Annotated in this window: 17 protein-coding genes and 1 pseudogene; 15 read left to right on the top strand and 3 right to left on the bottom strand. The window is 50.1% G+C overall.

Translation table 11 applies throughout. From position 1 onward, the window contains the following. Positions 1-7: 7 nt before the first annotated feature. The 5 genes and pseudogenes from EL262_RS05425 to EL262_RS05405 all read left to right on the top strand — a co-directional run bounded on the left by EL262_RS05425 (position 8) and on the right by EL262_RS05405 (position 5,451). A complete protein-coding gene (locus tag EL262_RS05425) occupies positions 8-1,477 on the top strand; it encodes a UDP-N-acetylmuramoyl-L-alanyl-D-glutamate--2,6-diaminopimelate ligase (protein ID WP_025838833.1) in 1,470 nt (489 codons plus the stop codon). 24 nt (positions 1,478-1,501) lie between these two features. Continuing rightward, positions 1,502-2,766: pseudogene (gene mraY / locus EL262_RS05420) on the top strand (phospho-N-acetylmuramoyl-pentapeptide-transferase). Positions 2,767-2,771: 5 nt separating this feature from the next. Further along, on the top strand, positions 2,772-4,130 hold the full coding sequence (gene murD / locus EL262_RS05415; RefSeq protein ID WP_025838837.1) for a UDP-N-acetylmuramoyl-L-alanine--D-glutamate ligase: 1,359 nt from the start codon (positions 2,772-2,774) through the stop codon (positions 4,128-4,130). Then, positions 4,127-4,621 carry a metallophosphoesterase family protein gene (locus EL262_RS05410; RefSeq protein ID WP_078735860.1) on the top strand — a complete coding sequence of 165 codons (495 nt, stop codon included), beginning with the start codon at positions 4,127-4,129 and terminating at the stop codon, positions 4,619-4,621. The genes murD and EL262_RS05410 overlap by 4 nt, the downstream gene beginning before the upstream one ends. A 26-nt stretch (positions 4,622-4,647) precedes the next feature. Next, positions 4,648-5,451, top strand: coding sequence for a hypothetical protein (locus EL262_RS05405; RefSeq protein WP_025838839.1), 804 nt, complete (start codon positions 4,648-4,650; stop codon positions 5,449-5,451). Between the two features lie 290 nt (positions 5,452-5,741). Here EL262_RS05405 and gdhA read toward each other — a convergent pair whose 3' ends face one another. Then, on the bottom strand, positions 5,742-7,073 hold the full coding sequence (gene gdhA / locus EL262_RS05400) for an NADP-specific glutamate dehydrogenase (protein ID WP_025838841.1): 1,332 nt from the start codon (positions 7,071-7,073) through the stop codon (positions 5,742-5,744). Positions 7,074-7,438: 365 nt separating this feature from the next. On the opposite strand from gdhA, the gene EL262_RS05395 reads away from it, so the two are divergent. The 5 genes from EL262_RS05395 to EL262_RS05375 all read left to right on the top strand — a co-directional run bounded on the left by EL262_RS05395 (position 7,439) and on the right by EL262_RS05375 (position 10,728). After that, positions 7,439-8,797: a hypothetical protein gene (locus tag EL262_RS05395; protein ID WP_025838843.1), complete on the top strand. Its 1,359-nt coding sequence runs from the start codon at positions 7,439-7,441 to the stop codon at positions 8,795-8,797. A gap of 89 nt (positions 8,798-8,886) precedes the next feature. After that, complete coding sequence (locus EL262_RS05390; RefSeq protein WP_126464371.1) at positions 8,887-9,252, top strand: hypothetical protein; 366 nt, start codon at positions 8,887-8,889, stop codon at positions 9,250-9,252. Positions 9,253-9,301: 49 nt separating this feature from the next. Next, positions 9,302-9,742: a hypothetical protein gene (locus EL262_RS05385; protein ID WP_025838847.1), complete on the top strand. Its 441-nt coding sequence runs from the start codon at positions 9,302-9,304 to the stop codon at positions 9,740-9,742. 49 nt (positions 9,743-9,791) lie between these two features. Next, a complete protein-coding gene (locus tag EL262_RS05380; protein ID WP_025838850.1) occupies positions 9,792-10,235 on the top strand; it encodes a hypothetical protein in 444 nt (147 codons plus the stop codon). Positions 10,236-10,284: 49 nt separating this feature from the next. Continuing rightward, positions 10,285-10,728: a hypothetical protein gene (locus EL262_RS05375; protein ID WP_025838852.1), complete on the top strand. Its 444-nt coding sequence runs from the start codon at positions 10,285-10,287 to the stop codon at positions 10,726-10,728. A 478-nt stretch (positions 10,729-11,206) separates the two neighbouring features. Here the strand turns inward: EL262_RS05375 and EL262_RS05370 are convergent, their stop codons facing one another. Together EL262_RS05370 and EL262_RS05365 are read right to left on the bottom strand one after the other, a co-directional pair. Beyond that, the gene (locus EL262_RS05370) at positions 11,207-12,904 is read right to left on the bottom strand and encodes an MATE family efflux transporter (RefSeq protein ID WP_078735862.1); all 1,698 of its coding nucleotides are present in this window, start codon (positions 12,902-12,904) and stop codon (positions 11,207-11,209) included. Positions 12,905-12,912: 8 nt separating this feature from the next. Further along, entirely contained in the window at positions 12,913-14,133 is a 1,221-nt protein-coding gene (locus EL262_RS05365; protein ID WP_036852146.1) for an S-adenosylmethionine:tRNA ribosyltransferase-isomerase, read from the bottom strand. Positions 14,134-14,217: 84 nt separating this feature from the next. Here EL262_RS05365 and EL262_RS05360 point away from each other — a divergent pair, with 84 nt between their 5' ends. From EL262_RS05360 to EL262_RS05340, 5 genes are all read left to right on the top strand, one after another. Continuing rightward, positions 14,218-15,318, top strand: a complete 1,101-nt coding sequence (locus EL262_RS05360; protein WP_078735863.1) for a Smr/MutS family protein — start codon at positions 14,218-14,220, stop codon at positions 15,316-15,318. Between the two features lie 6 nt (positions 15,319-15,324). Continuing rightward, positions 15,325-15,807, top strand: coding sequence for a CYTH domain-containing protein (locus EL262_RS05355; RefSeq protein ID WP_078735864.1), 483 nt, complete (start codon positions 15,325-15,327; stop codon positions 15,805-15,807). 27 nt (positions 15,808-15,834) lie between these two features. After that, positions 15,835-17,979 (top strand): S46 family peptidase, encoded by a 2,145-nt coding sequence (locus EL262_RS05350; RefSeq protein ID WP_078735865.1) that lies wholly within the window; start codon positions 15,835-15,837, stop codon positions 17,977-17,979. 229 nt (positions 17,980-18,208) lie between these two features. Beyond that, entirely contained in the window at positions 18,209-19,978 is a 1,770-nt protein-coding gene (locus EL262_RS05345) for a bifunctional metallophosphatase/5'-nucleotidase (RefSeq protein WP_078735866.1), read from the top strand. 24 nt (positions 19,979-20,002) lie between these two features. Next, positions 20,003-21,067 carry a mannose-1-phosphate guanylyltransferase gene (locus tag EL262_RS05340; protein WP_078735867.1) on the top strand — a complete coding sequence of 355 codons (1,065 nt, stop codon included), beginning with the start codon at positions 20,003-20,005 and terminating at the stop codon, positions 21,065-21,067. Positions 21,068-21,392 lie beyond the last annotated feature (325 nt).

Here is a 21,392-nt window from a genome sequence, read left to right as displayed (position 1 = left end):
TCATTATATGAGACTCAGTCAGTTACTCAAAGGCATTGCGCACGAACAACTCGGTGATGCTTCGGCCGTAGAGATAAAAAAGATCACGAGCGACTCACGAAAGGTGGAGCCGGGGGATCTCTTCGTTGCGATCAAAGGTACCATCACGGACGGGCACAACTATATCGATCAAGCGGTCAAGAAGGGAGCTGTCGCTATCTTGTGTGAGGAGTTGCCCGATGAGCAGGCAGAGCATATAGCATACATCCGTGCAGAGCATACCGATGTGATCCTCGGGGAGTTGGCGGCAAACTATTACGACCACCCTTCCGAAAAACTGAAACTCATCGGAGTGACGGGGACGAACGGCAAGACGACGATCGCAACACTCTTGTATCGACTCTTCAAGGGGTTGGGGTACAAGGTGGGGCTCATATCTACCGTCTGTGTCTACATCGACGATGAGGTGAGGGCGTCGGAGCGCACGACTCCCGATGCGCTTACGCTTCAGTGCTTGCTCAACGAGATGAGACAAGCCGGCTGTTCGTATGTGTTTATGGAAGTATCCTCTCATGCCGTCTGTCAGCATCGTATCGGTGGTGCGGTCTTTGTCGGCGGGATATTCACGAACATCACCCATGATCACTTGGATTATCATGGCACGTTCCTTAACTATCTTAAAGCAAAGCAGGGCTTCTTCGACGGGCTCTGCAAGGAGGCTTTCGCCTTGACCAATATCGATGAGCCCAACGGTGGCGTGATGGTACAGAACAGCAAAGCCGATATCCACACCTACGGACTCAAGAGGGATGCGGACTTCAAGGGAAAGATCCTTGAACAGCACCTTGAGGGGACGGATATGCTCTTCGGCTCTACCGAGGTCTTCACCCACTTTGTGGGGAATTTCAATGCGTACAATCTCCTCGCTGTCTATGGGGCTGCGATGTTATTGGGTGCGGACAAGGATGAGGTGCTCCGCCTCATGAGCACCCTTCGTCCGGTCGATGGGAGGTTCCAGACGATCCTTTCGCCCAAAGGATATGTTGCTGTCGTGGACTATGCCCACACACCTGATGCTCTGGAGAACGTCCTTACGACACTCACCGATCTCATCGACAATACGGGAGGTCGTCTGATCACCGTCGTCGGCTGTGGAGGTAATAGAGACCAGGCCAAACGCCCTGTCATGGCTGCCATAAGTGCCAAGCACAGCGACCTCGTCATCCTCACTTCTGATAACCCTCGTGACGAAGATCCTGTCGAGATCATCAGGCAGATGCAGGAGGGGCTGGATGTCGACGCTGCGGCTCGTACGCTGAGCATCACCGATCGTCGTGAGGCCATTCGTACTGCTTGTACCATGGCTATACCCAAGGACATCATCCTCATTGCCGGCAAGGGACACGAGACTTATCAGGAGATCAAGGGGGTGAAGCATCACTTCTCCGACTTTGAAATAGTGACAGAGATAACTTCTAAGGAAAAACCACTGGTATAAAATATTTTAAGGGAGGATATCACCATGTTGTATTATCTATTCGAATACCTCAAGACGCTCGAAGTCCCCGGCATGGGGGCGTTCACTTACGTCACCACACGTGCGGGGCTGGCATTTATTTTGTCCATGCTCATCGCAACGATTGTGGGTCGTCGTATCATCGACAAGTTGCAGCTCAAGCAGATCGGGGAGACCATCCGCGACTTGGGCCTCGAAGGTCAGATCTCTAAGAAAGGTACTCCTACCATGGGGGGATCATCATCATCATCGCCCTGCTCATCCCCAGCTTGTTGCTCTGTAAACTCAGCAACATCTACATCATCCTCATGATCGTCACGACGCTGTGGCTCGGCGTGCTGGGCTTTGCTGACGATTATATCAAGGTCTTCAAGAAGCATAAAGAAGGACTTAGAGGCAAGTACAAGATCATCGCTCAGATCGGTCTCGGTATCCTTGTCGCGGTGACCCTCACCATGAGTCCGGCCGTCGTGATCAAGGAAAACATCCAGACGACGACATCCGACGGTGTGACCCTTGTCGAGTACAATAAGCTCGAGCAGAAGAGTGCACAGACAACCATCCCTTTTGTCAAGAACAACAACCTCGACTATGGGAAGGTGGCTGATCTCCTCGGACTCAATGGGCACAAAGATCTCGTGACTTTCCTCGTGCTGATCATTGTCTGCATTTTCATCGTCACTGCGGTCTCCAACGGATCGAACCTTACCGATGGCTTGGATGGTCTTGCCGCCGGTTCTTCAGCCATTATCGGTGTGGTGTTGGGGGTGTTGGCTTATATGTCTTCACACATGGAGTTCGCCTCTTACCTCAATATCATGTTCATCCCCGGTGCAGAAGAGCTCGTGGTCTTTGCTGCTGCGTTCATCGGATCCATCGTCGGCTTCTTGTGGTACAACTCCTATCCTGCTCAAGTCTTCATGGGGGATACCGGTAGTCTCACTCTCGGAGGCATCATTGCGGTCTATGCCATCGTCCTGCGCAAAGAGCTTCTTCTACCCATCCTCTGTGGTATCTTTTTGGTCGAGAGTCTTTCGGTGATGATCCAAGTCTTTTACTTCAAGTACACTCGTAAAAAGTATGGCGAAGGCCGAAGGGTATTCAAGATGACTCCCCTTCACCATCACTTCCAAAAGCCCGGCAACGCAGGCATAGATGCTCTCATCCAGCATCCCGTAGTGCCTGTCCAAGAGGCCAAGATCGTCTTCCGTATGTGGATCGTCGGCATCATACTTGCCGTGCTCACTGTCATCACGCTCAAACTAAGGTAAACATCATGGCATATACCATCGTCCTCGGAGGTGGCGAAAGCGGTCTTTGGGCAGCAGCTCTCGCTGCCCAAAAAGGCCACAAAGTCCTTCTCTCCGACAACGCAAAACTTTCGGACGAAAGCAAGACTTTTCTTCACGAACATCACATCCCTTATGAAGAGGGAGGACACATACTTCCGGATCTTGCTGTGGCGACGCAGGTGGTCAAGAGCCCCGGCATTCCGGATAAAGCTCCGATCATTCAACGTTGTGTCGAACTTGGTGTCTCGGTCATTTCGGAGATCGAGCTTGCTTTCAGATACATCGGCGACAGTCAGGTGATCGCCATCACCGGCAGTAACGGAAAGACCACAACGACTTCTCTAATCTCCCACATCTTGAGAGAGAACGGTATCGATGCCATCGCTTGTGGCAACATAGGGACCTCGCTCGCTCAGTGTGTTGTCCGTGATCCGCATAAAGTCTATGTCGTCGAGTTGAGTAGTTTTCAGCTCGATCATATGTACGACTTCAGGGCTGACATTGCAGTACTCACGAACATCACGCCTGACCACCTCGACCGTTACGAATACGCACTGGAGAAGTATGCCGATGCCAAGGGGCGTGTCTTCCGCAATCAGAAGCCCGGAGATCTTGCGATCTACTTCAGAGAAGATCTTGTCACCGCAGACATGTTGGCTCGTAGAGAGTCTCCTTTGGAGAGCGAAGTCCAGACCTTTGGTTTGGACAAGGTGCTTCAAGGAGCTTATGTCGATGGTCGATGCTTTTGTGTCAGACTTGGTGACAAGTCGTACGATATAGATTACAGCCAAATGCCACTCCAAGGGATCCACAATGTCTACAACATGATGGCATCCACCCTCGTGGCACTACGCATGGGTCTTGAGATCCAAGGGATCGAGCAGGCTCTCCATTCCTTCAAAGCTGTCGAGCACCGTATGGAGCCTGTCGCTGTCATCGATGGTGTCCGATACATCAACGACTCCAAGGCCACCAACATCGACTCCACGCACTATGCCCTGTCGGCTATGCCCGATCACAAGACTGTCATCCTCCTTGGCGGTACGGATAAGGGCAACGACTATAACATGATCTATGACCTCGTCTCTGCCAAAGCCAAGGCACTCATCTATCTCACCACTGATAGTGAGAAGTTGCACCGAGCATTTGACCGATTGGGTTTGCCGACCATTGATGCTCACAGTGTGACCGAAGCACTCGACTTCGTTGAGACCCTTGATCTCGAAGAGGGAGATGTCGTCCTGCTTTCACCTGCCTGTGCGAGTTTTGACTTGTTCAAGAATTACGAGCACCGCGGACGAGTCTTCAAGGAAGAGGTCCTTGCTCGCAGAGAACGCCCATGAAACGTATAGGTGTGCTCTCCGACACCCACGGGACTTGGGATGATCGATACGCACACTACTTTTCCGAGTGTGATGAGATCTGGCATGCCGGAGATATCGGCGACCTCTCTGTCCTTGAGGGTCTCCGTAAGATATGTCCGGTGCGTGCCGTCTACGGCAACATTGATGGGGCTGTGTTGCGAAGAGAGTGCCCTGCCGAGCAAGTTTTCGAGGTCGAGGGTGCGAAAGTACTCATTCGTCACATCGTCGGACGTCCCGGTAAGTATTCGTTCGGCATCTCTACCCGCCTGAGGGCAGAGCGACCCAAGATCCTTGTCGCCGGTCACTCGCACATCCTCATGGTCAAGTACGATGCCACTTTCGATACCCTTTATATCAATCCCGGTGCGGCAGGCACTTATGGGGCACAAGTCGTGCGGACCCTCATCCGTTTCACCATCGATCAAGGCATCCCCAAGGATCTTGAGGTCATCGAACTCCATTCAAGATAACAATACAAAGCATTTATATCATCCTTATGAAAAGACTCATCTTAATCCTCTTGATGCTCTCTGTCTTTTCTTTCTCCTCCATGGGGCAAGAGTTATCAGGAGACATCCGAGTGATCATCAAGCCCTCGGACGACATCACGGCTCCGAGAGTGTGGTATCAGTCGAACGATTCAACCTTTGTTTATAAGCCCGAAGCAGGCTTGACTCTCTATTTTACGTTCAATAAAGAAGAGCGAGGCACGATCACCCGAGAGGAAAAGGGCTTGATGACCTTCACACCTATCGAAAAGATCCTCAGAGACTACGACCTCTCCCATGTCGGTCGGTACGAAAACCTCCAGCGGAGATTCCTCCAAATCCTATTGATCGACGATTCCAAGGTCGAGGACCTTGATGTGTACGAGGTGACCTACTGCTCGGCCAAGCGCACACAGCCCAAGCCTGCTGCTGTCTATATTCCCATCAATATGAGGGTCAAAGGTGCCAGTCGTGTACCTTTTGAGAAGTGGAGCCTCAGCAATACCCCGATGAGGATCAAGGCACAACTGACGACCAAAGATCCCTCTCAAGAGCGCGAGGCTGTCCTCTACTTCTTCAATGCCATGCCACACTCCACAGCCATCATCAAGGCCGAAGATATAGGTGCATACAGACTCTCTCATCCTCATGATTTGTGGAAGAAGATGGGATCTACACGTACCACAAATCCCGGCACATATTATTATCCCGATGTCTATCTCATCGAGGATAGGGGAGAGCCTTTCTACTACGTTTATAGGGTCGAAGACTGGGAAATACTTTTCCCTCCTGCTCCACCATCTGACAGGTGATGAAAAAGCGGACCGTGTGATCGCACCAAAGCACCGAACCTTTACGAACAGCACCCCAAGAGTTGGATACAAAACTTTTGGGGTGCTGTCCATTTTCAGTGAAGACTTGAGATGCGAGGCAAGTCACCGTATTGTCCCATGTCGTGTTTGGCTTTGCTTTCCGTACGTGAGATTATGTCTTCTGACATCGGTTCATTTCGTAGTATCTTTGTGCATCAGAGGACAAAAAAGAGGGCGTGTCAAAATGTTAATTTTGACACGCCCTTCCGGTATGTATAAGGTGTCCGAGATTAGACGATACCTTGTTCGAGCATTGCTTGAGCCACCTTCATGAAGCCTGCGATGTTGGCACCCTTCACGTAGTTGATGTAGTTACCTTCACGACCGAACTCGACACATTGGTTGTGGATGTCGCTCATGATTTGGTGTAGCTTAGCGTCTACTTCTTCAGCTGTCCAAGAGATGTGCATTGCGTTCTGAGTCATTTCGAGACCGGATGTCGCCACACCACCAGCATTCACTGCCTTACCTGGAGCGAAGAGCATTTTCTTTTCAACGAAGTATTCAGATGCTTCAGCTGTACAACCCATGTTAGATACCTCGCAAACGCAGAGTGTACCGTTAGCTTCGAGCTTCTTTGCATCTTCGAGGTTAAGCTCGTTTTGAGTAGCACAAGGAAGAGCGATGTCTACCTTTTGTTCCCAAGGCTTCTTACCTGCGAAGAACTTAGCACCGAACTTTTCAGCGTAAGGAGCTACGATGTCGTTACCGCTGTTACGGAGTTCGAGCATGTAGTCGATCTTTTCGCCGCTGATGCCGTTTTCGTCGTAGACATAACCGTCAGGACCTGAGATAGTCACGACCTTAGCACCAAGTTCTGTAGCCTTAGCTGCAGCACCCCAAGCAACGTTACCGAAGCCGGAGATAGCGACAGTCTTGCCCTTTAGGCTGTGGTTGTGTGTAGCGAGGAGCTGATCAAGGAAGTAGATAGCACCGTAACCTGTTGCTTCAGGACGAAGGATAGATCCACCGAAAGTCATACCCTTACCTGTGAATGTACCTGTATTTTCGCGAGCGAGCTTGCGGTACATACCGTACATATAAGCGACTTCACGACCACCTACACCGATGTCACCTGCAGGGACGTCTGTGTCAGGACCGATGTTTCTCCAAAGCTCAGTGATGAATGATTGGCAGAATCTCATGATTTCGCCGTCTGTGCGACCCTTAGGAGAGAAGTCTGCACCTCCTTTACCACCACCCATAGGAAGGGTAGTCAATGCGTTTTTGAATGTTTGCTCAAATCCTAAGAACTTAAGGATTGAAAGGTTTACTGAAGGATGGAAACGGATACCACCTTTGTAAGGGCCGATGCAGTTGTTGAACTGTACACGGTAACCGATGTTTACATGCACTTCGCCGTTGTCATCTACCCAGGGCACACGGAATGTGAAGATACGATCAGGCTCTACCATTCTTTCGATGATCTTAGCCTTTTCAAACTCTGGGTGTTTGTTGTACACCTCTTCGATCGACAAGAGTACTTCTCTTACTGCTTGTAGATACTCAGATTCACCTGGGTGTCGAGCTTCAAGTGCTGACAAGATTTCTTGGGTCTTCATCTTGTATTGTTATAAGTTAATGATTAAATAAGTTGGATTCTGCATTTACTCATTCTGTCCCTGCTAAGGGACACACAAATGTATTGATAAAAAATGTATTGGCAATAGTTATTTCAGAGTTTTTTCTCTGATTTCATTTTTGTCTGAATTTGCCCTCTGATAGGGCTTTCTTTTTGCAATAAAAGGGGATGTCTTTTGATCTATATTAGGGCATAGATTATACTACTGGGTGTCAAGATAGAGGGTCGTTTGTATTGGGGTTTATTAGTGATTGTTTGGATTAATGAAAATTATTTGTATATTGCGTGCTGTGATTATTTAACACATATTTCATTTCACTAAAATCTTATTTTTTTACATTAACTATGAAGACGAATGCGGTCAAATTACTTATTTCTTTTTTTCTGATTGTAAGCTATGGTGCTTGTCAGTCTAAAACTTTGCTTGAAACTACCCCGGATGATAAGCATCCAAGTGAAGCCTATATCAGACAGGATATTTCTGATATGGGAGATGCAGGAGGAGATGTAGGCGCAGAACTACTTCGTTATTACCAAAATATAGCCTCCATGGCTGAATGGTATGCGGTTCATCCCCAAATTGTCGCAGACTATCGAGAGCAAATATCTAAACCTATTTCTGATGATCTTGATTTGGGCACAGGTGAGCACCGTATGAATACCGTCATCGAAAAATTACTTGATATGAAGTTTGAGGCTCCGGATGGAAGGAGTTTGTCTTTCTTTGATCTTGAGCCGAGGCTTAGGCAATCTTTTTTGTCTGAAATGCCTCGAATGGAGGCTCGATTTGTGGCTGAAAAGGTGCATAGATTAGGAAATAAAAACTCTGCGGATGCTTTTAGACTGCAGTTGGAAAAGGCTAATAAGGCATTTGATGATGTTTTTCACTCTGCCGCACTTCGGAGTTCGGAGGAAGAAGATCCTTATTGGAAAATACGAGAAGCTATGGAGCAAACAGATGAGAGTCCCACACCTCGGATGAGTTCTGTAGCCCCTCAATCTATAACTGCTGCAGCATTTTGGACACTGGCACTCGCTTTGACAGAGGTTGCTGTCGTTTTTGATAAACAACCTTCAATAGATCCTGAAATTTTATTCGGGAGGATAAAGTGGGGGATAGAAAAAGGACGACTCCTTATCGCTCTTCCTGGAAATGGAATGTTTGGAAATAAGAGTGTCATACGTTATACAGGATCTGAGACTTGGGATTTTGGACATGTGGCGGTCTTCTCTAAAACAAAAAATGAGATTGATGAAGATATCGCTCGGCTTAAGTCAGAGGGTGAGAAACCCTTTGAAAATTTGCAAATAACGATTGGAACTGACTTAGAAAAGGATATGAAAAATGAGAACTTTAAGGAAGATTGGGCAAATCTTCATCCTTTTGTGCATGTCGGTCAGATATTTGATGTGAAGTATAAGTTTTGGAGTAGAGGGATATTCAGGTGGGGTTGGAAGCGTGTACAGACAGATGTCGATAATGATGTGATTTACAATCAGGCTCTCGAATCTATCGGAACCTACTATTGTAATCCCATTCAAGTCCTTTTTGCCAAATATGCAGCCCCTAAGCGACTCATTTGTAGTAGTGCCGCATGGTGGTATGCTAAAAAGGGTGCAAAGGTAAATATTGGGGATTGGTGGAAGCCCACAATTTTTCCGGGTGGTGTTTATTACTCGGATAGAGTGAGGATCATATGGTAAAAGGTAATGTCATGAAATCTTGGATTGTACTTTTATTAGCCCTTTTTGTGTTCGTAGGATGCTCTTTCGATCCGATTGATGGGAAATGTATGAAGAAGTTGGAAAAACTTCGTCAGAAGCCGAGAGACCCTCGATTGTTCGGGGTTTGGATTCTTGAAAAGGATAAAGATCGTCTGAAAGAAGATAAAGATGCGTTAGTAAATTTTCAAGTCTTTCGGAGCGATGGATATTATATGCCGGCCTCTCTAGTTTTAGAGTTGAGTCGATGGGGATATGGTGCTTGGTACACAGACAAGGATACGGTCTTTATGAGTTGGTGCACGAGTGGGAATTTTCAGCCGGGCCGTAAAGCTATTTATAAGGTTGATGCTAACACCTTGAAACTCTACAGTGTAAGTGAAAAGACCGGTGATGTGGAAAAAAGTCCTTGGGTTTATGTTCGATACAAAGAGTAATGCTTTCTGTTTTGTCAAAAGCTGAAACTGTATATAAAGCAATAATTTTATGAAGTCTTGGATTGTAATTTTATTAGCCCTTTTTGTGTTTGTAGGATGCTCTTTTGACCCGATTAATGGGAAATGTAAGAAGAAGTTGGAAAAACTTCGTCAGAATCCGAGAGACCCTCGATTGTTCGGGATTTGGATTCTTGAAGAGGATAAAGAGCGTCTGAAAGATAAAAACGCATTGTTGAATTTTCAAGTCTTTCGGGATGATGGATATCACCGAACAGCCTCAATAGTTCTGCAGTTGGATCGAGCGGTATCGAATGTATGGTACACGGAGAAGGATACGGTCTTTATGAGTTGGTGCACGAGTGGGAATTTTCAGCCGGGTCGTAAAGCCGTTTATAAGGTTAACGGCGATACCTTGAAGCTTTGTACTGTTTACGAAGAGACAGGAGAAGTGGGGAAAAAAACTTGGGTTTATGTTCGATACAAAGAGTAATGCTTTCTGTTTGGTCAAAAGCTGAAACTGTATATAAAGCAATAACGTTATGAAATCTTGGATTGTATTTTTATTAGCCCTTTTTGTGTTCGTAGGATGCTCTTTCGATCCGATTGATGGGAAATGCAAGAAGAAGTTGGAGGAACTTCGTCAGAAGCCGAGAGACCCTCGATTGTTCGGGGTTTGGATTCTTGAAGAACACAAAGAGCGTCTGGAGGATCCTGATCCTCATAAGCAAATAGCTTTTCAGTTCTTTCGGGAAGATGGTTATTGGCAACTAGCCTTAAGTCGTTCGGTATTGTATCGTTTTGCATCTGATGTCTGGTACACAGACAAGGATACTCTCTTTGTCCATGGTTGTAAATATGGATATTTTGCTTTGGACAAGGACGTTTATAAGGTTAACGGCGACACCTTGATGCTTTATACTGTTAGCAAAAAGACTGGAGACGTGGACAAAAGTCCTCGAGTTTATGTTCGATACAAGGAGTAACATCCATTATTTAATCAAGAGCTGAAACTGTATGTAAAGCAATAATGTCATGAAATCTTGGATTGTACTTTTATTAGCCCTTTTTGTGTTTGTAGGTTGCTCTTTCGATCCGATTGATGGGAAATGCAAGAAGAAGTTGGAAAAACTTCGTCAGAATCCGAGAGACCCTCGAGTGTTTGGGGTTTGGATCCTTGAAAAGGATAAAGATCGTCTGAAAGAAGATAAAGATGCGTTAGTAAATTTTGAAGTCTTTCGGAGCGATGGATATCACAGAAAAGCCTCGATAGTTTTGGAGTTGAATAGAGGGGTATCACATGTCTGGTACACGGAGAAGGATACTATCTTTGTACGTCGATGCACAAGTGGACATTTTCAGTTGTTTAGTAAAGATGTTTATAAGGTTAACGGCGACACCTTGATGCTTTATACTGTTAGCAAAAAGACAGGAGAAGTGGCCAAAAGCCCTTGGGTTTATGTTCGATACAAGGAGTAATGCTCTCTGTCCGTTGTGTTTAGGGGGCAAGAGGCATAGAAAGAGATACAGTATTTGCCCGGGCAGATTCTTCGGTTAGGTAATCTATATCTCAATATTAAATCAAGAGAGAGGCGGTGTGTGGAAGCTTTGTCTTCCTGCACCGCCTTTCGGCATCTTTTGAGGTGTGAAAAGCCGCCTTTCAGTGAGGGAGACTAAAGGGAGACTGTTGCATAATGCGGCACTTACTGCGTTGTTTTCGACATTCGGACTCGGTCTTGTGCGAAAGCACACTCCCTTCGTTCTCAGTCTCACCGCCTTGTAATTACCGCATTTTGCAGGCCGTGCAACGGTCTCAAAGGGGATGAAAAAAAGTCGTTAAAGACGATTTGGAAAGTCGTTAAACTTGATGACGAAAGTCGTTAAAGACGATTTTGAGGATCCCGGGACTTTATTTCTGATCTTTTGGTGTTATGTGGATGGTGAGAGAGGGTGGAGATTATCCCTTTCGTAAGAGCTCGTACCCTCGTCGGAAGTACTCTTGCCCGTAGTCCTTGGGGCGGAGGATGTTGCCGTCTTGGACAACGATATCGATGTCGAGGGGGACATCAGTAGAGCCCTTGGTGCGCCCCATGCGGGCTTCGAGAGACTTGGCGACGGTTGAGAGTTCGGTCGCCGTGATTGGGGACTCGATGCGAAGGACGGTGTTGGCGTAGATCTTTGAGGTCTTACCTGTTGCATCGGGTGTGGAGTAGAAGTCGCACATCTCACCCTCGGGCCATGTCTCGGTGATGAGTCGGCGAAGTGTGGCGAGGTGTTTGGACTCGCTTTGGTCTGTCCCGATGGATAGGTAATAGATACTCTCAAAGCCTTTCCCCAGCCCTTTGATGCGACGAGCAAGCAGACTCTGAAGTAGTCCTCTGACTGAGAGATAGGCGAGGAAGGCGATCCAGAGTGCATGGTTGGGGTCTTCGGTCTTGATCGTGAAGAAGAGCACAAAGAAGACCATCACCGCTGCAAGCATACTCCACAACATCTCTTTGGTCGCTGTCAGACCTATATAGATGCCGTCCCAGAGAAAGGCGAGGAAGCCTGCCACGGGGATGAGGTAGATCCATATCATATAAGGTCGAGCATGAGAGATGAGTTCGGGTTTGTCGGTAAGGAAGCGCAAGAAGAGGTCACTACCGAAGACATAGAGGACGGTCGCCATCATCGTGATCCCGACACCCCACCACATAAGATAACGGACGGAGGTGCGCAGGAGTGCTCTGTCCTTGCGACCGTAATACAGACCCACAAGAGCCTCTGCTGCGTAGGCAAAGCCATCGGTGAAGTAGGAGAAGATGGTGAAGAATTGAAGAAGCAGGGTGTTCGTCGACAGCGTGAGACTGCCGAACTGTGTCCCTGCGTAGGTGAAGAAGCCCGTGACGATGATCAAGAGCAGGGTACGGAGGAAGATGTCGGCATTTGTTTTGAAAAATCGCCCCAAGCCCGTCGCAAGTGCACGGACATGGGTGGGCAGGGTGGCTTCGCCCTTACGGAGGTAGAGGACATAAGCACCGACAGAGAGCATGACCACACCTACATAGTGCGCCACGAGTGTACCTGTTGCTATCCCTTGGATGTCCCATCCTTCGACCAGTACGAGGTAAGCACTGGTGGCGATGTTGATGGCATTTGTGGTGATGCTTACCGTCATCGGCCACCATGTGTTTTGCATTCCTATGATCCAGCCATTGAGGGCGAAAGAGCAGAGGACGGCAGGGGCGGCATAGATGACGATGTCGAAGTACTTGATGCTGTAAGACACAAGTGAAGCTTCGGGCGAAAGGAGGGCCATGATCCCTGAGAGGAGCGGTGCTCGGAAGAGGAAGATGAGCAGACCGAACCCAAGACCTATGACGAGAGACTGTGCCAGCAGTCGTCCGATGAGTGAGCGATCGTCAGCCCCCTTGGCCTGGGCTGTCATGCCCGTGGTCCCCATACGTAGGAAGGCGAAGTTCCAATAGATGAGGTTGAAGATCGTGGTCGCTATGGCAATCCCCCCGATGGCATCGACATCGTTGAGCCTGCCGGCAAGGGCAAGGTCTGCAATCCCGAGGAGTGGGACGGTGATGTTGCTGAGGATGTTGGGCAGGGCGAGGGCGAGGATCTTACGGTTGAACTGTAAGCGGTCGGCGGTCTTGGTCTTCATGGCGTTGCTCAGGCTTGGGGACGAAATAGGATCGAACTGTCACCGTAGCTCAAGAAGCGGTAATCATTCGCAAGGGCGTGGTCATAGATACTTTTCCAATCGTTCCCGACAAAGGCGGAGATCAGCAGGAGGAGAGTGCTATGAGGCTGATGGAAGTTGGTGATGAGTGTCCCGACAAGCCTGAACGTAAAGCCAGGGACGATGATGATCCGTGTCGCCCCCACAAAGTGGTCTTCGCCCGAGGCTTCGAGGTGACGGATGATGGCAGAGAGGCTCTCTTCGGTGGAGTATTTGTAGTCCCTCTCGTAGGGTTCCCACTGTTCGACCTCAAAGGGGGAGTCTTTCCCCTCGATGAGGTGTACGCCGATGTAGTAGAGACTCTCCAGCGTGCGTGTCGATGTCGTCCCCACTGCGGTGATGTGTCCGAGATGGGTCTTGAGAGCTTTGAGCGTCTCAAGAGAGACGACGATGGCTTCGGTGTGCATCGTATGACCTTCCATCGTCTCCGACTTGACAGGACGGAATGTCCCTGCTCCGACATGGAGTGTGACTTGGGTCGATCGGATGCCTTTCTCTGAAAGAGCCTGCATCACCTCGGGTGTGAAGTGTAGTCCTGCCGTAGGAGCTGCCACGGAGCCTTGCACTCGTGCGAAGAGGGTCTGGTAGGTCGTGAGGTCGGACTCCTCGGTTTCTCTGTTGAGATAGGGCGGTATGGGGAGTTCGCCATAGGCTTCGAGGATAGCACCGAAGTCTGCGCCACCATCCCACGATAGAGCGATCTCCTGCCCATCAGGTGTGGCGGGGCTCGCCTTCGTTGCCGTCAGTACGATCTCTCTGCCATCGGGTAGGGTGACGGTCGAAGTGATGCTGTCCTCCTTCCATTTCTTCGCATTGCCGACGAGGCAGTGCCAGGTGCAACGACTGCGCTCTTCAAAGACTGTCTCATATACCGATGGTGCCACAGGGTCGAGTAGGAAGATTTCGATACGTCCGCCTGTGGGTTTGAAGAACTCCAACCTTGCCCGGATCACTTTCGTGTCGTTGGACACGAGGAGTGTGTCCTCCTCCACGATGTCAGAGATGTCTCTGAACGTGTGGTCGGTGATCTCTCCGCCCGAGTACCTGAGCAACTTCGATTCGTCTCTTCGGCTGAGTGGGTACTTGGCTATTCTTTCGTCGGGAAGATGGTAACTAAATGATTCAATCTTTGTATTTTTGTAGTCATGCATAAGGCTTTTCCTTTAACGCTTTGTATTTGAATGCAAAATTAGTGAACTTTGAGGGAAGGGCGAAACTTAGAATACTTTTTAGACATGAGTCACAAAGACATAAAAGTAGGCGACAACGTCCGTTTCCTCAATGCTACGGGGAGCGGTGTCGTCAAGGCCATCCGTAGCGGGGGCATCATAGAGGTGGAGGATGAGACGGGGTTTGACATCCCTGTCCTTGCAAGTGAGATCGTGGTCGTCACCCCGGGAAGCGGTATCGTCCCCAAGCCGGAGATCCCACGTCGCAATACACCACAGCCGACATCGGCATCCGCTCCTATGGCAGTCGCCCCCGAGCCGGAGAAGCAACGTCCTGCCACACCCAAAGTGGATCGCCCCACCGATCCGGCACACGAGGTCATCAATGCCGTGCTGGCTTACCTCCCAAGCAATCCCGAAGCCGTGGGAGACTGTGATTATGAGGCTTATATCGTCAACGACAGCAACTACGACCTCTACGCGCACTATATGATCAGCGACGGTGGAGACTGGCGAGTGATGTTTTCGGGGGTTGTGCCTTTCGATAGTTCGACCTTTATCGAAGCATTTCCCCCAAGCGGTCTCGCAGCACGCAACAGGGTGAAGGTACAGCTCCTCTCATTCAAGAGCGATGCTCCCTTTGTGGCAAAGCCTGCTTACGAAGCCAACTGTCGCATCACGGGGATGAGGTTCTTCAAGACGAATGCTTTCGTCCCCAATGATTACTTCGACGACGGAGCGATCATCTTCCCTCTCATCGAGGACGATAAGCCCGTACAGAGCAAAAAGATCGACGCCCAACGCCTTGAGCAGGAGATGATGATGCCCAAGACAAAGGGTGATACGACCCCGACGAAGCCCAAAGCCAAGGAGCCCAATCAGCCCCGGGTGATCGTTGAGGATCTGCACATCCACGAGCTCGTGGACTCTACCGCAGGTCTTGACAATAAGGCGATGCTCGACATACAGCTGGAGCATGTCCGCAAGGTGATGCACCGCCATCGCAACGAGAAGAAACGTCGCATCGTATTCATCCACGGTAAGGGTGAAGGGGTCCTTCGTAAAGCGGTGATGGATCTCATCAAGAAAGAATACCCCAAGGCACTGATGCAGGATGCTTCGTTCCAAGAGTATGGTTTCGGAGCGACCGAAGTTATCATTTACTAAGAAGATATGGGTGTAGAGATCGAAAGGAAGTTCCTCCTCCGAGATGAGGCGATTCTGTCCCAAGCGGAGCGTGTGTTGACGATAAGGCAGGGGTACATCAAGAAAAGCTCGTCCCTCGGTGTCCGCATACGGGTGTCCGATGACAAGGGCTTCATCACGATCAAGGGATCTAAGGCCGAGGGCTCTATCGTCAGAGCCGAGTACGAGTACGAGATCCCTGTGCAGGACGCACTCGAACTCCTCTCCATCAGTGGTGAGAATGTCATCTCCAAGAAGCGTCATCACATCCGACACGATGGGATGCTTTGGGAAGTCGATGTCTTCGAGGGCGACAATGAGGGGCTCGTCCTTGCCGAAGTCGAACTTCCTGATGAGACTGCGGATGTATCCATCCCCGAGTGGATAGGAGAGGAGGTCACGGGATCTCCCGAGTACTACAACAGTTATCTCGCCTTGCATCCCTACACGACGTGGGACGAAAAGAAATAAGTAACACTAATCATAAAATCCAATTACATGAAGATTTTCAAAATGCTCAGCGCAGCGTTCTTTGCGACACTTCTCTGCGCACCTTCACTCAGAGCTGACGAAGGGATGTGGCTCTTGCCCTACCTCAAGCAGCAAAACATCAAGCGTATGCAGGAGATGGGGCTCACCCTCTCGGCCGAACAGATATACAGTCCCGGCAAAGGCTCTGTCATCGATGCCATCGTACACTTCGATGGCGGATGTACGGGCGAGGTGGTCTCTTCTCAGGGGCTTCTCCTCACCAACCACCACTGCGGTTACGATCAGATCCGTGAGCACTCTACGGTCCAGAACAACTTCCTCCGCAACGGCTTCTACGCTCCTACGATGAAGGATGAGCTGCCCAATCCCGGACTTGTCGTCACCTTCATCGACGAGATCGTGGACGTCACCGGCTTTGTCAACGCTTACCTCAAGAAGGCGAAGTGCAACGACCCCATGGAATACCTCTCACGTAAGTATCTCTCCAAGATCGCAGATGCGTGGTACAAGAAGAATAGGGGCAAGAAGGCCGGCTATGTCGTCCTTGACCTTGCACCATTTTACGAAGGCAACAAGTTCTTTCTCTCTGTGAGTAAGGAGTACTCGGATGTGCGTCTCGTGGCTGCCCCTCCGACATCTATCGGTTCTTACGGTGAGGACACCGACAACTGGGTATGGCCTCGCCACTCCGGAGACTTCTGTGTCTTCCGTATCTATACCGACAAGGACGGCAAGCCTGCGAAGTACGATCCCAACAATGTCCCCCTCAAGCCTAAGCACTACTTCAAGGTCAATTCGGGTGGACTCAACGAAAACGACTTCGTGATGATCATGGGTTATCCCGGACGTACCAACCACTTCTACACCGCTGCCGAGGTGGCAGAGCGTCGTGACATCGACAACACCGTGCGTATCGATATGCGTAAGGTGCGTCAGGAGACCATGCTTGCAGAGATGAGAGCGGACGAAGCGGTCAAGATCCAATACGCTTCGAAGTATGCAAGATCCACCAATGCTTACAAGAATGCCATCGGATCGAACTGGGCCATCCGCAAGATGGACTTCGAAGGCATGAAGAAGGCTCAGCAGGAAAAGCTTGCCAAGTATGCGACCGAAAACAACAAGCCCGAGTACATCGAAGCGATGAAAAAGATCGAAGAGATGGTCGCTCAGCGTGCGGACTTCCGTCGTCAGGTATGGATGATCGACGAAGGGCTCATCCGTGCTGTCGAGACTGTCTCAGCTCCTGTCTTGGATGAGAAGACTTTTGCCGAACTCAAAGCCGATGCCGGCAAGCGTCGTAAGTTCATGGACGAAAAGTACACCACAATCTTCAACAAGGACTACAATAAGGAAGTCGACCGCAAGGTCACCAAGGCTATGCTCACCGCTTTCGTCAAGGGTACCGCTGCGGCCAACCTCCCTGCCGTCCTTCGTGATGCCAAGGACATCGATGCTTTCGTAGATCGCCTCATCGACAAGTCCATATATATGGATGCTGCGGCACTCGAAGCGGCGATCACGACCGGGGACTATGCGACCTACAATGCCGACCCTGTGGTGAGACTTGCCAAGGATGTCAATGCTCGCTTCAAGGAAGTGAAGGACAAGGTGGCAGGCTTCGACCGTGAGTTTGCACGTGTCCGCAAGACCTATGTCAAGGGCGTGATGGAGATGGAAGGCGAGATGAACGTATGGCCCGATGCCAACTCCACCATCCGTTACACCTTCGGACAGCTCAAGGGTTACATCCCTCGTGACAATGTCTACTACGGCTTCCAGACCACTATGGACGGTGTCATGGAGAAGGAAGATCCTACCAACCCCGAGTACACCCTCAGTCCTAAACTCAAGGACATCTACAATCGTAAAGACTTCGGCTCTTATGCCCTTGCCAACGGTAAGATGCCTGTCGACATCTGCGCCACTACCCACACCACCGGAGGCAACTCCGGTAGCCCGGTCATCGATAAGTATGGCAATTTGGTCGGGCTCAACTTCGACCGCAACTGGGAAGGTGTCGGAGGTGACATCAATTACCTTGCAGACTACCAGCGCAGTATCATCTGCGACGTACGCTACGTCCTCCTCATCCTCGACAAGTATCTCGGTGCACAGAGACTTATCGACGAGATGGACATCGCGAAGTAAAGACGGCTCTGTCGGTCTTCTCTCTTGTCTCGGACAAGTCCGGAGCCGACACCATATATGATACAATATCCTCACACGTTCCATCCTTGTGCAGAAAGTTTTCTGTATAGGGGTGGAATGTATTCCGAAGCCCGACAGAATATATTCTGCCTTGTGCCGGAATAAATCGAATCAGACAACCTCGGGGGCGATCCTCCCCGGACTTACACAACGAACTAACCGCCTTATCATGCGCATCCGTCATCATCTGTCAGCCTTGGTGCTGTTCCTCATTGCCGGGCTTTGGACATCGTGTCAGCCACAGAAGCAGAGCGATGTCGTCACCATTGACATCTTCCACACCACAGACCTGCATGGCAATGTCTTTCCCCACGACTTCATCAACGAGACCGAGGGCAAGGGGAGCTATGCCCGTATTGCGACCTATATCAACGCTTACCGACAGTCCTCCGGAGAAATGATTCTCCTCGATGCCGGAGACATCTTGCAAGGACAGCCTACGGCTTACTACTACAACTTCATCGACACCACTTCGCGCCACCTTATGGCTGAGGTCCTCAACAAGCTCGACTACGATGCCGTCACGATAGGTAACCACGACATCGAGACAGGGCATGCCGTCTACGATCGTTGGGTCAAGGAGGTGTCCGCCCCTGTCCTCGGGGCTAATGTCATCGATCTCGCCCGTAGCGAAGGGAAGGAGATGCCCGAGCCTTATTTTACCCCTTATACGATGGTGACGAAGGGGGGCAAGAAGTTTGCCATCCTTGGCCTGACCACACCTGCCGTGCCCAACTTCCTCCCCGAGATCCTATGGTCGGGGATGAGGTTCGACGACATCGTCGAGACCGCTCGCAGGTATATGGATGAGATCCAAGAGGCGAAGCCCGACTATGTCGTCGCGCTCGTGCACTCGGGTCGGGGAGACAGGACGGACTCGGTGCAGTACTTGGCAGAGGATGCGGGCTATGCCCTTGCCAGCCAAGTCGATGGTATAGACCTCGTCCTCCTCGGACACGATCACCGCAGTTATGTCGACTCTGTCGTCCATGAGGATGGGCGCAAGACTTATATCCTCAATCCTGCCAACGACGGGCACAACCTCTCTCGCACCACGGTCACATTCAAGACCGATGCCGATGGCAACCCCTTGGTAGAGAGTGTGCCTGCGATCATTGAGTTGGACAAGTTCATACCCGATGGGAAGTTCATCAAAGACCTCACACCTCAGTACAATGTCGTCAAGAACTTTGTCTCTCAGCGTATCGCAACGACCACGGCGGACATCTCCTCTCGTGCATCGTTCGTAGGCCCTTCACCTTTCGTAGACCTCATACACGAGGTACAGTTGGGACTCTTTGACGAAGCGCAGATATCCATCAGTGCTCCCTTGGTCTTCGACACGAAGATCGCAAAAGGCGACATCAGGATGAGTGACCTCTTCAAGCTCTACAAGTACGAAAATATGGCTTACCTCATGCGTCTTTCGGGGCAAGAAATCAAGGGGATGCTCGAAGAGGCTTACGACCGATGGATCGTCACCATGACGAGTGCCGATGCTCCTCTGTTACGCCTCTCTTCGGGAGGGGATACGGGACGGTTCAACAAGTTTGAGAAGCCTTTCTTCAACTTCGACTCGGCTTGCGGAGTCGAGTACACTGTGGATGTGACCAAGCCCAAGGGTGAGCGTCTTTCGTTCAATACCTTGAGAGACGGTACGGCCTTTGACCTTGCCAAGGATTATCTTGTCGTGGTCAACTCTTACCGTGGCAATGGAGGTGGAGACCTCCTCACACAAGGGGCCGGCATCCCACACGATGAGCTGACTTCGAGAGTGGTGCGTTCGACCGAAAAGGATCTTCGTTACTACCTCATGGAGCACCTCAAAGCCCAAGGTGCCATCTCTCCCAAGACACTCTCCAAGTGGGCATTCATCCCTGCCGAATGGACACGTCCCGCTCTCACGCGCGACAGTCTCATCCTTTTCGACAAAAAGTAACAACATCACTCATCTCACTCTGATATGACATTAAAACAAAATATATACTGCGTCATCATGGCCGGTGGCATCGGTGCGCGCTTTTGGCCTATGAGCCGTCAGGACAAGCCCAAGCAGTTCTTGGATATCCTTGGTACAGGCTTCACCATGTTGCAGGACACTTGCCACAGATTTGAGTCTATCGTGCAGGCAGATAACTTCTTTGTGGTGACAGGGGAGAAGTTCGGTGGAGAGGTCATGCGGCAGTTGCATACGCTCCCCCCACACAACATCCTTACCGAGCCGGAGCGTCGCAATACAGCTCCTTGTATCGCTTATGCCGCTTACAAGATCTATGCGACAGATCCCAATGCCATCATGATCGTCACCCCCTCGGATCATCACATCGGTGATGTGGAGGCGTTCAGACAGTGCCTCGTCAGAGGGGTCGAGTATGTCTCTCAGAATGATGTGCTCCTCACCATAGGAATTCCGCCTACATTCCCTGCGACGAGCTACGGATATATAGAGCAGGGGGACGAAGCCCTGGAGACGGGTAGAGGAGCTATTGTTCGATTTAAGGAGAAACCTCAGAAGGAGGAGGCCGAAGCGCTCCTTGCTTCGGGGCGTTATGTGTGGAACTCGGGGATGTTCGTCTGGAAAGTCAAGGACATTGTCGCTGCTCTGGAGACCTATCTCCCCGAAGTGGCGGCTCTCTTTGCCAACATCAAGAGCTACAATACCACGAGCGAGCGTACAGATGTCGCTCAGGCCTTCCTCAACTCTAAGTCCATATCCATCGACTATGGTGTGATGGAGAAGGCGGACAATGTCCATGTGCTTTCGGGAGATTTCGGTTGGGACGACATAGGGACGTGGGAGTCACTCTACCGCCATGTGTCGAGCCTGCCGAGTGGCGAAAATCCAAACCACAAGCTCGAAAACTCGCCCCATACTCTCGTTCGTGTCTCAAACCCTGACAAGCAAGTCATCGTCTCCGGGCTGGACAATTATGTCGTGGTAGATATGGATGATGTACTCGTCATCGCTCCCAAGGGGGACGAAGCTACCCTACACGATCTGCTCAACAAACACGCTAAAAACTTATAAGTCATGACACAGAAAGGTGGCACATTCAGAAAGAGTTTTCTCCTCATCTGGGTACTCTCCATGATTGCCGTCCTCATCTCCTTCTTCGCCGGAGAAGACAAGGACAGCAAGTAAGACATAACACACAAAAAAGTAGCCTCGGGGCAGTGACGGAAGTCTTCCGCACTGCCCTGAGACTGTTATGGAGAACTGGGGACCTGTTTTCTTGACTGTATTTGACGCCGTCTGATGGTATTATCGGAGACTACCTGTCATCTTTTTCGCAATACCCGAAAGGGTGATTTTTACTTATATCAGCCCTAAATTTCAAAGGGTGGAATGCTAC

Origin of the sequence: Porphyromonas cangingivalis, from assembly GCF_900638305.1 — a bacterium.
GTDB lineage: Bacteria > Bacteroidota > Bacteroidia > Bacteroidales > Porphyromonadaceae > Porphyromonas_A > Porphyromonas_A cangingivalis.
Note: the sequence above shows the minus strand (reverse complement) of the source record. Positions and strands in the feature narration are given on the sequence as shown.

What these genes read in the sequence shown, in the direction of transcription:
- EL262_RS05425 (WP_025838833.1), top strand. Translation starts at nt 8, where the DNA reads ATGAGACTCAGTCAGTTACTCAAAGGCATTGCGCACGAACAACTCGGT.
- murD (WP_025838837.1), top strand. Translation starts at nt 2,772, where the DNA reads ATGGCATATACCATCGTCCTCGGAGGTGGCGAAAGCGGTCTTTGGGCA.
- EL262_RS05410 (WP_078735860.1), top strand. Translation starts at nt 4,127, where the DNA reads ATGAAACGTATAGGTGTGCTCTCCGACACCCACGGGACTTGGGATGAT.
- EL262_RS05405 (WP_025838839.1), top strand. Translation starts at nt 4,648, where the DNA reads ATGAAAAGACTCATCTTAATCCTCTTGATGCTCTCTGTCTTTTCTTTC.
- gdhA (WP_025838841.1), bottom strand. Translation starts at nt 7,073, where the DNA reads ATGAAGACCCAAGAAATCTTGTCAGCACTTGAAGCTCGACACCCAGGT.
- EL262_RS05395 (WP_025838843.1), top strand. Translation starts at nt 7,439, where the DNA reads ATGAAGACGAATGCGGTCAAATTACTTATTTCTTTTTTTCTGATTGTA.
- EL262_RS05390 (WP_126464371.1), top strand. Translation starts at nt 8,887, where the DNA reads ATGAAGAAGTTGGAAAAACTTCGTCAGAAGCCGAGAGACCCTCGATTG.
- EL262_RS05385 (WP_025838847.1), top strand. Translation starts at nt 9,302, where the DNA reads ATGAAGTCTTGGATTGTAATTTTATTAGCCCTTTTTGTGTTTGTAGGA.
- EL262_RS05380 (WP_025838850.1), top strand. Translation starts at nt 9,792, where the DNA reads ATGAAATCTTGGATTGTATTTTTATTAGCCCTTTTTGTGTTCGTAGGA.
- EL262_RS05375 (WP_025838852.1), top strand. Translation starts at nt 10,285, where the DNA reads ATGAAATCTTGGATTGTACTTTTATTAGCCCTTTTTGTGTTTGTAGGT.
- EL262_RS05370 (WP_078735862.1), bottom strand. Translation starts at nt 12,904, where the DNA reads ATGAAGACCAAGACCGCCGACCGCTTACAGTTCAACCGTAAGATCCTC.
- EL262_RS05365 (WP_036852146.1), bottom strand. Translation starts at nt 14,133, where the DNA reads ATGCATGACTACAAAAATACAAAGATTGAATCATTTAGTTACCATCTT.
- EL262_RS05360 (WP_078735863.1), top strand. Translation starts at nt 14,218, where the DNA reads ATGAGTCACAAAGACATAAAAGTAGGCGACAACGTCCGTTTCCTCAAT.
- EL262_RS05355 (WP_078735864.1), top strand. Translation starts at nt 15,325, where the DNA reads ATGGGTGTAGAGATCGAAAGGAAGTTCCTCCTCCGAGATGAGGCGATT.
- EL262_RS05350 (WP_078735865.1), top strand. Translation starts at nt 15,835, where the DNA reads ATGAAGATTTTCAAAATGCTCAGCGCAGCGTTCTTTGCGACACTTCTC.
- EL262_RS05345 (WP_078735866.1), top strand. Translation starts at nt 18,209, where the DNA reads ATGCGCATCCGTCATCATCTGTCAGCCTTGGTGCTGTTCCTCATTGCC.
- EL262_RS05340 (WP_078735867.1), top strand. Translation starts at nt 20,003, where the DNA reads ATGACATTAAAACAAAATATATACTGCGTCATCATGGCCGGTGGCATC.